A 12,039-nucleotide genomic window follows, 5' to 3' on the forward strand; every position below is an offset into this window, starting at 1 on the left:
TAACCCGCCTCTTTTGCTTTCTGCTTGGACAGAAGTCGGCGGATTACGCTTCGCTAATCCGCCCTACGCATTTGCGTTACACCGACCGCATCACCGCGTCGGCCAACAAACCCGCGAACAGCATCAGCCCGGCGTGCTTGTTCGAATAGAACAGGCGCTTGCAGAGCTCCGGATCCTCGATCCGCAGGCGCATGATCTGCCACGCCAGATGCGCGGCGAAGGAGGCGAGCCCGAGCCAGGCCGGCCAGCGCGCATCGGCGGAGGCCAGCGCGACGCCGATCAGCATCACCGACAGCCCGTAGAACAGGATCAGCGCCTGGTGCGTATGCGCGCCGAATAGGCGCGCGGTCGACTTGATGCCGATCAGCGCGTCGTCCTCGGCGTCCTGATGCGCGTAGATCGTGTCGTAGCCGATCACCCAGGAAATCGAGCCCGCATAGAGCACCAGCGCGGTGACGTCGATGCGGCCGAAGGTGACGGCAAATCCCATCAGGGCGCCCCAGGAGAAGGCAAGCCCGAGCACGATCTGCGGCCACCAGGTGATCCGCTTCATGAAGGGATAGATGGCGACGACCAGCAGCGAGGCGATGCCGGTCGCGATCGCGAAGCGATTGAACTGCAGCAACACCAGAAGGCCGATCACGGCCTGCGCGACCATGAAGGCCAGCGCCTGCTTCGTGCTGACCTGCCCCGAGGGCAGCGGCCGCGAGCGGGTGCGCTCGACCTTGTCGTCGAGATCGCGGTCGGTGATGTCGTTCCAGGTGCAGCCCGCCCCGCGCATCACGAAGGCGCCGATGAAGAACAGCACGATGGTGAGCGGCAGCGCGCGGACGTCATGCGCCATGCCGCCGGCGAGCGCCGCCGACCACCAGCAAGGCATCAGCAGCAGCCAGGAGCCGATCGGGCGATCGAAGCGGGACAGGCGCAGATAGGGCCGCGCCCATTGCGGCGCGAGCGTATCGACCCAGTTGCCGGTGGAATCGGCAACGCGGGCTGATGTGTCGCTCATCGGGTGAGGACGTTGCCGTTGAGCGTGTCGAAGGTGCTGCCGCCCTTCTTGCCGGCATTGGCCTCAGGCGCCGAGCCCGAGCCCAGCACCTCGCTCAGCGACGGGCCCGCGGGGCGCGCCTGCTGTTGCTGCATCTGCTGCGCGACGTTGCAGACCTTGGCCTGCATGGCCTCGGTGTTCTTGTGGCCGTCCTTCATCTGCGCGCCGACCTGCGGCGGAATTCCGCACTTCGAGGCGTTGCCCTCGATGTACTTGATCATCTTCGACTCGGCCTGACTGAAATTGCGGATCAGCTTGCAGGCTTCATCGGGCGGCGCGTGACGGTCGCTCGCGGCCTTGATCAGCTTGCCGCGCTTCTCGGCCTCTTCGCGCAGGGGCATGAACGCCTTCATGCAGTCCTCGCCGGGGCCCGCTTGCGTCGGCGGAGCCGCGCCAAACGCACCGGGGCCGCCGATCGGCGCAGCGCCGTTGACGGGGAACGAGGATTGCGGGGACGTCCCGACGGACGCCGTCGGCGCCGAACCGTTCACCGGCGGGAACGCCGAGCTGGTCGGAGCCTGGTTGGGCAGCGGTGCGGGGAACGCGCTTTGCGCATAAGCACCCGCGCCAGCCATGGTGACCATGGCGGCAGTGATCGGAACCATCAAATGACGGATCATACGGATCATCTAGAAAATCTCTCCGGCAGGAGCTGACGGGGTCCAGCGCCTTCTCAATTGAAGCGCAACCAGCGTGCTCGCGATTTTACGATTCCCGCCGGCCCTTAACAACCCACCGAATAGGGCAAGAGCGCGGCGCGCCGACGCAGCGACTTGGCAATATTTACCCCGAAATGGCTGCTTTCGGTTAATAACGGCCCCAAATTGGACTTTTGCACCATGCCTTCCCACGATTTTCGCGCCCCCCGCCTGTTCGTCGACACCCCCTTGGCCCAGGACGCCCGGATCGCGCTCGACCGCGACCAGAGCAATTATCTCGGAAATGTGCTGCGGCTTGGGGCCGGCGCGGAGGTTTTGGCGTTCAACGGCCGCGACGGCGAGTGGCAGGCCGCCATTGAGGGCCGCAAACGGCCGGACGGGCTCGTCATCCTGCAGCAGACCCGGCCGCAGGACCGGCTCGCCGACCTCGCCTACGTCTTCGCCCCGCTCAAGCACGCCCGGCTCGACTACATGGTCCAGAAGGCCATCGAGATGGGCGCGGCCGAACTGCACCCGGTTTTGACCCGGTTTACCCAGGCCTCCCGGGTCAACACCGAGCGGATGCGGGCCAATGTCGTCGAGGCCGCCGAGCAATGCGGCATTTTGAGCATCGCTACCGTCGCCGAACCGGTCGCCCTGGAGCGTTTCCTCAGCCAGCGCCCGGCCGACCGCCTGCTGATCTTCTGCGATGAGGCCGCCGAGGTCGAAAATCCGGTTCAGAGCCTCCAGGCCGCCCGCGCCGCCGGACAAGGTATCGACGTCCTGATCGGCCCCGAAGGCGGCTTTGCCGAGGAAGAGCGGGCCTTGCTGCTGCGCCAGCCCAAAATCCTCCGGCTGGCCCTCGGTCCCCGGATCATGCGGGCCGACACCGCCGCAGTGGCAGCGCTGGCGCTGGTCCAGGCCGTGCTGGGCGATTGGGACGGCGGAAAACGCTAAATTAAATCGTTTCCTGCATCGCGCGCTGCAAGGTCTCGGACGGCAGCTCGCCAAAGGCCGCCCTGTAACTCGCCGCGAACTCGCCCAGATGCCAGAAGCCATGCGCGATCGCGCAGGCCTTCACGCTGCGCCGCCCCGCGCCGACGCGCAGCTGCTTGCGTAGCGACCAGAGCCGCAGGACCCGGCTATAGCGATGCGGGCTGATGCCGCAGATGGCCTGGGTCGCGCTCTGGAGCGTGCGGACGGACACGCCCACCTGCTCCGCGAGCTCGGGCGTCTTGAGCCAGATCGTCAGGTCCTGCTGGATCAGTCGTTCCATGTCCGCGACGATCCGCCGGTAGCCTTTCATCTTGGACGACACCGGGCCGCCAATCGTGCTGGTGCGCAGCGCAGCTTCCATCGTGCTGAGCAGCGATTGCTCGACGGCCGTCAACGACGTCGGCGCGTTCAGGAAGTCGGGGTCATGGGCTGCGGTTTCCAAAGTGACGGAGACCAGACGGCGCAACGAGGCCAGGACGTCCGGCGTCGGGTTCACCAGATGATAGCCGTCACCGAGATGCGACCAGGGCTCGCGCGGGGGCGGTGTGAAATAGACGACGCCGATCAGCCGGCCCTCCGGCTCGTGGACCACGCAATCGGAGCCGCCTCTGAGAACGACGATGGAACGGCCCATCGATTGCCCGTTGATGCGGGCCGAGGTCACGTGGTCCATCGGCACCACGAAGGCGGCGGCATTCGATAATTGATAACCGCGAATGATCCGCGGAAAGGTCTTCACCAGCGACAGGGTCAGGCTCGGCAGGTTGAGCCGCGCCCGCATGATGGCGATCGCCCCGGCCGACAAGGGCATGCTGGATGCGCCGGCATATCTTTCCGTCTCGCCGAAATGGTCGATGTCGTAGGCCCTGAGCTCGAGGGCCGACGACGGCTTGAGGCCCTGGAAGGACATCAGGCGGTCCGTCGCCAGCTTTTGCGCGCCGTCGCGCCCGGTATCGAGATGGCCCTGATCCATGTCGCGCGCTTACTTTGCCTTTCTTGCGGACGCGGCGCCCTTGGAGGCGCGCAGGTCGTCCGGCCCATTGATGCCCGCACGCTTGAGATCGCGAAGCAGCTTGGTCAGCAGCAGCATGTTGGTCTTCTGCAGTTCGTGGTTGTTGCCGAACCTGAACGCGTTCTGCTCGGTCACGATCAGTCCGGCCTTGGTCTCTTCGAGGATCTTCCGCCGCTTCAGCCCCGTCACGCGACGGCGAACCGTCTCGAGCGGCAGGCTGAGAAAGCGGGAGAGTGCCGCACGAGACACCCCCTGCTTGATCACATCCGGCTCGACGGCATGAATGCTGGAGAACTTCTCGTCCAGCACCGGATCGTTCATCACGTGGATGACGTTCGCGTTCAGCACGGCATGAACGATCAGAAGGTCCAGTGGATCGAATTCCTCGTAGTGCCGGAACAGCTCGCTCATCGAGAACAGCATGTAGGCGAGCGTATGTCGCGAGACCGTCCGGATAATATCTGAAGCATTGCGCATGAATCGAAAACCAACATCCATCTTGTAAACGATGGCTACGGCGAGCGGATCATCCGCCATACCCAAATTGAGTATGCGGCGACTTGCCGTCGGTTCTCAATTTATCATTGTGACTTCAGGCATTCGGCCGCACCGCGACATCGCGCGCCGCTGCGTTCGCGAAGGCGATGACGGCCACTCGAGGTGACGAGAGCGATGGATGGCATGACGGTCAACGACGGCGTCGCGCCGGATCCAAGGCGATACGAAGAGCTGCGGCTCATCAGGGCATTTCTCCGTCTCACCGACCACGACAGAAGGCAGAGGATACTCGAGCTCGTGGAGCAGCTAGCGGAAGACGCCGAACTCGCCGCGGCGGCGCCGGCCTTCGTCGCAGCCGAGACGTCGGCCCCAGAGCTGATCAGGGACGCCGCTGGTCCCAGCGAGTGAAATTGGCCCTCTTCCGGAGCGGCAAGAAGTTAGGTATTTTGTTACCTTGTTGGAAATGAAAGCGCTGCTCCGCTTCAGACCTGACCGACCGGCCGCCTTCGCGCCGAACTCGTTAAGCGATTGATCCTTTGGAGGTCGAAACCGCTTCCGGGCCATGCTAAGGGCTGCGCAATTCCTGTCCTTTCCCTTGCCTGCCCGGTTCCGCCGGGTCGATGGACCCCTGTTATGACCGCGACTGCCACCTCAAATGCTGCCAGCTCCGCCGCCTGGGCGGACACGCTGCTCTTGTCGTTCGCGCAGGCCGGTTACGTCAGGGCCGAGCCGGCGATCCTGCAACCGGCCGAGCCGTTCCTCGACCTCTCCGGCGAGGACATCCGCAAGAGCCTCTACCTGACCACGGACCTCACGGGCGAGGAACTCTGCCTGCGCCCGGACCTGACCATCCCGGTCGCCCGCGACTATCTCGCCTCGACCCGCGCCGGCCAGCCGTCCGGCTTCAGCTATCTTGGCCCAGTATTTCGTTACCGCAGCGGCCGCGCCAGCGAATTCCTGCAGGCCGGCATCGAATCGTTCGGCCGTCAGGACCGCGCCGCGGCCGATGCCGAGATGCTGGCGTTGGCGCTGGAGGCAACCAGCGCCTTCGGCGTCCACGACGTCGAGATCCGCACCGGCGATGTTGCGCTGTTCAACGCGCTGCTCGACGCGCTCAACCTCTATCCGGTCTGGCGCCGCCGGCTGGTCAAGGATTTCAACCGCAAGATCAGCCTGGAGCAGGATCTGGAGCGGCTGGCGGCCACGACCACCGCGACGCGCAGCGAATATGAGGGTGTGCTCGCCGCGCTGGCCGGCTCCGACCGCAAGGCCGCGCTCGCCTTCGTCACCGATTTGATGTCGATCGCCGGCACCACCAATGTCGGCGGCCGCAGCACCGCCGAGATCGCCGATCGATTCCTCGAGCAATCGACTCTGAAGGGCGGCGCGCTGTCGCGCGAGGCGATCACGGTGCTCAAGCGTTTCCTGTCGATATCGGGCAACCCCGACGATTCCATCGCCGCGTTGCGCGCGCTCACCAGCGATGCCCGGCTCGACCTTGCCGGGGCGATCGACCAGTTCGAAAGCCGGGTCGGCTTCATGGCCGCGCGCGGCATCGACGTGAAGCATACGCGCTTCTCGACCGCGTTCGGACGCGGCCTCGACTATTACACCGGCTTCGAATTCGAGCTGCATCACCGCGGCAACGGCAGCGAGCCGCTGGTTGCCGGCGGCCGCTATGACGGGCTGATGACCCAGCTCGGATCGAGCGAACCGATCCCCGCGGTGGGCTTCTCGGTGTGGGTGGATGCGCTGACCGGAATCGGCCGCAAGGTGGGAGCTTAAGTCATGAGCGCGCCATTCGTTCTGGCCGTTCCCTCCAAGGGCCGCCTGCAGGAAAACACCGAAGCCTTCTTCGCCCGGGCCGGCCTCAAGCTGTCGAAGGCCGGCGGCGCCCGAGACTATCGCGGCACCCTCGCTGGCCTCGACAACGTCGAGGTCGCCTATCTCTCGGCGAGCGAGATTGCCTCGCAGCTGTCGCGCGGCCTTGCGCATCTTGGCGTCACCGGTGAAGACCTGGTGCGCGAGAACATCGCCGATGCCGACAAGCGCGTGTTGCTGATCGACGGCCTCGGCTTCGGCTATGCCGACGTCGTCGTCGCGGTGCCACAGGCCTGGATCGACGTCCGCACCATGGCCGACCTCGACGACGTCACCACCGGCTTCCGCGAGCAGCATCACATGCGGATGCGGGTCGCGACCAAGTTCGTCAATCTCACCCGTTCGTTCTTCCAGACCCAAGGCATCACCGATTACCGCATCGTCGAAAGCGCGGGCGCAACCGAAGGCGCACCGGCGGCCGGCAGCGCCGAACTGATCGTGGACATCACAACCACGGGCGCAACCCTCGCCGCCAACGGCCTGCGGGTGCTCGACGACGGCGTGATGCTGCGCAGCCAGGCCAATCTGGTGGCGTCGAAGGATGCCGACTGGTCGCCGCAGGCGCGGGAGACGGCACGGGTGATCCTCGACCACATCGCGGCACGGGCGCGGGCCAACAAATACCGCGAGGTCCGCACCCGCTTCCGGCAATGCGACGCCGCCCTGCTCGGCGAAACCCACAGCCGGTTCGGCGTCGAGGCCCCGTTCGGCGGCCCCACCTCGTCAGGCATGCTGACGTTGCACTGCCCGCCGGGACAGCTCTATGCACTGGCAAGCTTCCTGCGCGAGCATGGCGCCGAGACCGTCTCGGTGGCGTCGCTCGACTACGTGTTCGACCGGGAGAACCCGCTGTTCGCCAAGCTCGAGACCTTCCTGCGGCGGTAAGCCCCAGGTACGCTCGGCTCCGTTCAGCTTTGCGACAGCAAACGGCAGCTACCATATGCTGTTGAGATGACTTTGAACGCCTCTGGGACTTGATCGATGACGCTGGGCTCCGACGTTTCCGGCATGACGACCACCGCGAGCACTGCGGCCGCGAAGGGATTGTCGATAGTCGTCCCCGTCTACAACGAGGCGGCGGGGCTCGCCGCCCTGCATCAGCGCATCTGCGATCTCGCAAGGACCGTGCAGGAGCGCTACCGGCTCGCTTGCGAGGTCGTCTATGTCGACGACGGCAGCAAGGATTCGACGCTGGCGATCGCACGTAGCCTGCCGGCCGACGCGATCGACGTCCAGGTGGTCTCGCTGTCGCGCAATTTCGGCAAGGAGGCGGCGCTGATGGCCGGCCTCGATCACGCCCGGCTCGGCGCCGTCATGTTCATGGACGGCGACGGCCAGCATCCGCCGGCGCTGATCGAGCAGCTGGTGCGGCACTGGATCGATGACGGCTATGACGTCGTCTATACCGCCAAGGCACATCGCGACAACGAGAGCTTCCTGCGCCGTGTCTCCGTGCACGGCTTCTACGCGCTGATCAATTGGGGCGCTCGCCAGAAGATCCCCGAGGACGCCGGCGACTTCCGCCTGCTGTCGCCGCGCGCCGTCGCCGCGCTCCGGCAGCTGCCGGAACGCAACCGCTTCTTCAAGGGCCTCGCAAGCTGGATCGGCTTCCGCCAGATCCGCGTCGACTACGAGCCTTCGGCGCGCGCCCATGGCGTCACCACCTTCAACGCCGCGAGCCTGCTGGGCCTGTCGATCGAGGGCCTGACCTCGTTTTCGGTGGCGCCCTTGCGCTTCGCCAGCCTGCTCGGCGTCATCCTCGCCGGCGGCGCCTTCCTGTTCGGCCTGTCGATCCTCTGGGAGGTGTTCACCACCGGCAAGCAGGTCCCCGGCTATCCCTCGCTCGTGATCGGCCTGATGACGATCGGCGGCGTGCAGCTCATCATGATCGGCATCGTCGGCGAATATATCGGCAAGATCCTGTCCGAGATGAAGGCGCGGCCGATCTACTTCGTCGCCGAGCACAGCGAAAAGCGCGCCGAGGCCGACGCTTCGAGTGAAGCCGCCGCGAAGCGGACGGCGGCCGAATGAGCACGGCCGCGGAGCTGCGGCGGATCTGGCTCTGCGCCGACGATTACGGCATCAGCCCCGGCGTCAATCGCGCCATCCGCGACCTGATCGAGCGCGGTCGTCTCAACGCCACCTCGGTGATGATGGTGGGGCCTGCGATCGCGCGCAGCGAGGTCGAGGCGCTTCAGGCGGCGGCGCAGACGAGCCCGCGCTGCGCGATCGGTTTGCATGTGACGCTGTCGGCGCCGTTCCGTCCCCTCACCATGCATTTCCGCCCGCTCGACGGCGACATGTTCATGCCGTTTCCTAAGTTGCTGCGCGCCGGACTGATGCGCCGGCTCGACCGCGAGTTCTTTCGCAACGAGGTGAAGGCGCAGCTCGCCGCCTTCATGGAAGCGTTCGGTCGCGCGCCCGACTTCGTGGACGGCCATCAGCATGTGCAGCTCTATCCGCAGGTGCGCGACGGCTTCGTGGAAGCGGTCAGCGACGGCGCGCCGAAGGCCTGGGTACGCCAGGGTGGCCGCGACCTGCCGCTCAAGCAGCGGCTGGCTTCGCCGAAGGCCCTGGTGCTCGATGTCCTCAGCGCGCAATTCCGCCGCTGCGCCGGCGACGCCGGGCTCGACTTCAATCCGGGTTTCGCCGGCGCCTATGATTTCACGCGCGGGACAGATTTCGGCGAGTTGATGCGACAGTTCCTGGAAGGCTTGCCGGACGGCGGCCTCGTGATGTGCCACCCCGGCTTCGTCGACGACGTCCTCGTCGGCCTCGACGAGATGACCGACGTCAGGGAACGCGAGCATGCCTATCTCGCGGGCGAGGCGTTCGAGCGCCTGCTGACGGAGCGCCGCGTCACGCTGGGATGACGCCGGCAAAAGCCTGGCTTTGAGGCACCTTGTCGCATACGGAAATTTAATCCGGCCGGCACTGTTGGGGCCACAATGGAACCCTACATCTGCCTCGCGCTTGTTTTGCGCGAGGGAGACTGACCATGACGCCGCAGGAACGCCAGCTCGTCGACGACCTTTTCGACCGGCTTTCGAAACTGGAAAACGCACCGCGCGATCCCGACGCGATCGCCGCGATCTCCGATGGCCTGCGCAAGGCCCCCGGCGCGGTCTATGCGCTGGTGCAGACCACGCTGTTGCAGGACGAAGCGCTGAAGCGTGCTCATAACCGGATCCAGGAGCTGGAAGCGGCCCATGCGCCCGAACAGGCGCAATCCGGCGGCTTCCTCGACACCATGCGCGACACCCTGTTCGGCGGAGGCCCCTCGCGCGGCTCGGTTCCGAACGTGCCGCCGCGCGAGCAGCGGCCCGTCTGGAACACCGGACAGGCGATGCCGCAGGGCCAGCCGGGCTACGGCGCGCCGCCGCCTTATGGGCAGGCCTACGGCCAAGGTCAGGGTTATGGCGCTCCGCCGGTCGGCGGTGGCGGCGGCTCGTTCCTCGGCACGGCCGCGGCGGCCGCGGCCGGCGTCGTCGGCGGCTCGCTGCTGCTCTCGAGCATCCGCGGCATGATGGGCGGATCGCACCAGCAGGCCTTCGGCGACGGCAATTCCCTTGGCGGCGATCGCAGTCCCTGGAGCGGCAGCGATCAGTCCGGCGGCTCGCTGGCGCGCGATGCCGGCCTCAACGACATCGGCTCGAACCGGGAGTCCCGCCAGAGCTTCTCCGACCAGGCGAGCAACGATCATAACGACAACGATCGGAACTACGGCGACGACAACGACGGCGGCAACCTGGACCTGGCCGACGACAGCGATTTCGGCGGCGACGACGATGGCGGCAGCGATTACGCGTAAGGCTGCTCGATAGCGCAACAGACGAAGACGGCCGCCCGGGAGGCGGCCGTTTTATTTTGCGTCGTTTTGCGCTCTTCGCTTTTCCCCTCCTTGGGAGAAGGCGAGCAGCGATCGCTTGGCTACATCACCACGACCTTGGTGCCGACATTGACGCGGCCGTAGAGGTCGATGACATCCTCGTTGCGCATGCGGATGCAGCCGGAGGAGACGTTGGTGCCGATGGTCCAGGGCTCGTTGGAGCCGTGGATGCGGTAGAGCGTCGATCCGAGATACATCGCGCGCGCGCCGAGCGGATTTTCCGGACCGCCTTCCATGTGCCGGGGCAGATCGGGTCGGCGCGCCAGCATTTCCGACGGCGGCGTCCAGGCCGGCCATTCGCGCTTGGCCGTGATCGACTTCACGCCGGACCAGGTGAAGCCGGGGCGGCCGACGCCGATGCCGTAGCGCATCGCCCTGCCGTTACCCTCGACCAGATAGAGGAACTTGTTCGGCGTATCGACCACGATCGTGCCGGCACTTTCCTTGCCGCTATAGTCAACGGATTGTTTCTCGAATCTCGGGTCGAACTGACGCTGCCGCGGATCGACCGCGTCCTGCTGCAGCGCGCCTTGCTGATATCCACCCTGCATCTGCGGCTCGCCCATCGGCGGCAGGCGGCGCTGGTCGTAATAGCCCGGCTGCTGCTGATACACCGGCCGCTCGGGCGCATAGGCCGGACCGCGGCCGGGGCCGTCGCCGAACAGGAACTCGATGAAGCCGCCGCCCATGTTCGCATTGGAGGCGACGCGCACCGGCGCCGGCGGCACCTGCGGCTGGTAGAGCACCGCGGGCGGATCGTTCGGCACGGTGTTGTCGAAGGCGCTGGCGCTGTTCGCGCCAACAATGAAGGTGCAAGCGCTGCCAAGCAGCGCGACAGACATTTTCTTGAACATCGACGTACTCTGTACTGTTTCGTCTAGATCACATGCGTCGCCCGAGAGCCGGTGGTTGGTCCTGCGCTCCTCGACGTGGTCAATAAAGGGCAAAAGCCGTTTCGTTTAGTAAACGGAAGCGGCGTTTGGATTCACCACGTCGTCAAGCGCGCGGCAATTTGGCGATCAGCGTTTATTTTCGATGAACGCGGCGCGGCCATGGTTAATCGCTTCTTTGCAAGCCGTCGCACGACAGCCGCACAACAGTTCCGGCTGTGAACTTCGTGTTAAATCGCTTCTGCCTAAAAAGACGCGTGAGTGAGGTGGGGGGAGTTCCTGATGGCTGTTCACCGCAAACGTTTTCGGGTCGAGGATATCGTTAGTGGCGAGATGCCGATTCTCGAAGTAACCGAAGAGGCGGGCCCGATGCATAGCGAGATCATGGCGGAGCTGCGCGCGATCCGCGCACAGATGGCGAAGGGCGCCACGGCGGCCCCGCTGTCCGGCAGCGCAGCCATGGCGGCGATCGACGCCTCGACGGCCCATGAGCTTTCCGAAGCGCGCACCATGCTCGATACGTATCGGGCGCAGATCGAGCAGTGCGAGAAGCTGAAGGTCGAGCTCGACCTCATCCACGACGCCATCGACCGCACCAAGCGCGAGATCGCGACGCTGCACGGCAAGAGCTTCGACGGCGGCGAAATGGCCAAGGTCAATGGCGAGCTCGGCGCGGTGGTCGGCGGCACCGAACAGGCGACCCAGCAGATCCTCGAGGCCGCGGAATCGATCGACCAGGCCGCCAGCGCGATGTCCAAGGTCGACTCGGCCGATCAGCAGAAGCGCCTCGCCGACGACATCCAGGAACGCGTCATCTCCATCTTCGAAGCCTGCAACTTCCAGGACCTGACCGGCCAGCGCATCAGCAAGGTCATGACCACGATGAAGTTCATCGAGCAGCACATCAATGCGATGATGGACATCTGGGGCGGCGTCGACGCGATCAAGTCCCATGTGCCGGCGCATGTGCATGCCGATAACCGCAGCGAGGACGAGAAGCTGCTCAACGGCCCCAAGCTCAACGGCGACGTCGGCCACGCCTCGCAGGACGACATCGACGCGCTGTTCGACTGAGCGGACGACAGACAGAAAGACAAAAACGCCGGCCTTGGGGCCGGCGTTTTTTGTTTTTGGGTGTCATCCCTTCCGCTGTCATCGCCCGGCCAGTGCGCAATTGCGCACCGGGA

The 12,039-nt window shown here is 65.5% G+C and carries 14 protein-coding genes; 9 read left to right on the forward strand and 5 right to left on the reverse strand.

The genetic code is table 11. The features are described from left to right. Positions 1 to 76 precede the first annotated feature (76 nt). Both ubiA and QRQ56_RS36300 read right to left on the reverse strand, forming a co-directional pair. Positions 77 to 1,009 carry a 4-hydroxybenzoate octaprenyltransferase gene (gene ubiA, locus QRQ56_RS36295; protein WP_438746416.1) on the reverse strand — a complete coding sequence of 311 codons (933 nt, stop codon included), beginning with the start codon at positions 1,007 to 1,009 and terminating at the stop codon, positions 77 to 79. Further along, complete coding sequence (locus tag QRQ56_RS36300) at positions 1,006 to 1,668, reverse strand: hypothetical protein (RefSeq protein WP_438746491.1); 663 nt, start codon at positions 1,666 to 1,668, stop codon at positions 1,006 to 1,008. The genes ubiA and QRQ56_RS36300 overlap by 4 nt, the downstream gene beginning before the upstream one ends. A gap of 219 nt (positions 1,669 to 1,887) precedes the next feature. On the opposite strand from QRQ56_RS36300, the gene QRQ56_RS36305 reads away from it, so the two are divergent. After that, positions 1,888 to 2,643: a 16S rRNA (uracil(1498)-N(3))-methyltransferase gene (locus QRQ56_RS36305; RefSeq protein WP_438746417.1), complete on the forward strand. Its 756-nt coding sequence runs from the start codon at positions 1,888 to 1,890 to the stop codon at positions 2,641 to 2,643. Position 2,644: 1 nt separating this feature from the next. Here the strand turns inward: QRQ56_RS36305 and QRQ56_RS36310 are convergent, their stop codons facing one another. Both QRQ56_RS36310 and QRQ56_RS36315 read right to left on the reverse strand, forming a co-directional pair. Then, complete coding sequence (locus QRQ56_RS36310; RefSeq protein ID WP_438746419.1) at positions 2,645 to 3,655, reverse strand: helix-turn-helix domain-containing protein; 1,011 nt, start codon at positions 3,653 to 3,655, stop codon at positions 2,645 to 2,647. Positions 3,656 to 3,664: 9 nt separating this feature from the next. Further along, on the reverse strand, positions 3,665 to 4,231 hold the full coding sequence (locus QRQ56_RS36315; protein ID WP_438746420.1) for a hypothetical protein: 567 nt from the start codon (positions 4,229 to 4,231) through the stop codon (positions 3,665 to 3,667). A 144-nt stretch (positions 4,232 to 4,375) separates the two neighbouring features. Between QRQ56_RS36315 and QRQ56_RS36320 the strand changes: the two genes are divergently transcribed. The 6 genes from QRQ56_RS36320 (at position 4,376) to QRQ56_RS36345 (ending at position 9,884) form a co-directional block, all read left to right on the forward strand. Beyond that, the gene (locus tag QRQ56_RS36320) at positions 4,376 to 4,600 is read left to right on the forward strand and encodes a hypothetical protein (protein WP_438746421.1); all 225 of its coding nucleotides are present in this window, start codon (positions 4,376 to 4,378) and stop codon (positions 4,598 to 4,600) included. A gap of 225 nt (positions 4,601 to 4,825) precedes the next feature. Continuing rightward, on the forward strand, positions 4,826 to 5,977 hold the full coding sequence (locus tag QRQ56_RS36325) for an ATP phosphoribosyltransferase regulatory subunit (RefSeq protein ID WP_438746423.1): 1,152 nt from the start codon (positions 4,826 to 4,828) through the stop codon (positions 5,975 to 5,977). A 3-nt stretch (positions 5,978 to 5,980) separates the two neighbouring features. Then, on the forward strand, positions 5,981 to 6,958 hold the full coding sequence (gene hisG, locus QRQ56_RS36330; protein ID WP_438746425.1) for an ATP phosphoribosyltransferase: 978 nt from the start codon (positions 5,981 to 5,983) through the stop codon (positions 6,956 to 6,958). A gap of 96 nt (positions 6,959 to 7,054) precedes the next feature. Continuing rightward, positions 7,055 to 8,104, forward strand: a complete 1,050-nt coding sequence (locus QRQ56_RS36335; RefSeq protein ID WP_438746428.1) for a glycosyltransferase family 2 protein — start codon at positions 7,055 to 7,057, stop codon at positions 8,102 to 8,104. Beyond that, entirely contained in the window at positions 8,101 to 8,946 is an 846-nt protein-coding gene (locus QRQ56_RS36340) for a ChbG/HpnK family deacetylase (protein WP_438746429.1), read from the forward strand. Before QRQ56_RS36335 ends, QRQ56_RS36340 begins: the two co-directional genes overlap by 4 nt. 125 nt (positions 8,947 to 9,071) lie before the next feature. Next, positions 9,072 to 9,884, forward strand: a complete 813-nt coding sequence (locus QRQ56_RS36345) for a DUF2076 domain-containing protein (protein ID WP_438746430.1) — start codon at positions 9,072 to 9,074, stop codon at positions 9,882 to 9,884. Between the two features lie 119 nt (positions 9,885 to 10,003). Here QRQ56_RS36345 and QRQ56_RS36350 read toward each other — a convergent pair whose 3' ends face one another. Further along, positions 10,004 to 10,816, reverse strand: a complete 813-nt coding sequence (locus QRQ56_RS36350; protein ID WP_438746432.1) for a L,D-transpeptidase family protein — start codon at positions 10,814 to 10,816, stop codon at positions 10,004 to 10,006. A 51-nt stretch (positions 10,817 to 10,867) separates the two neighbouring features. Between QRQ56_RS36350 and QRQ56_RS36355 the strand changes: the two genes are divergently transcribed. Together QRQ56_RS36355 and QRQ56_RS36360 are read left to right on the forward strand one after the other, a co-directional pair. Continuing rightward, on the forward strand, positions 10,868 to 11,074 hold the full coding sequence (locus tag QRQ56_RS36355) for a hypothetical protein (RefSeq protein ID WP_438746433.1): 207 nt from the start codon (positions 10,868 to 10,870) through the stop codon (positions 11,072 to 11,074). 60 nt (positions 11,075 to 11,134) lie between these two features. Next, complete coding sequence (locus QRQ56_RS36360) at positions 11,135 to 11,926, forward strand: protein phosphatase CheZ (RefSeq protein ID WP_438746434.1); 792 nt, start codon at positions 11,135 to 11,137, stop codon at positions 11,924 to 11,926. Positions 11,927 to 12,039 lie beyond the last annotated feature (113 nt).

Origin of the sequence: Bradyrhizobium sp. U531 (genome assembly GCF_051710265.1) — a bacterium.
GTDB lineage: Bacteria > Pseudomonadota > Alphaproteobacteria > Rhizobiales > Xanthobacteraceae > Bradyrhizobium.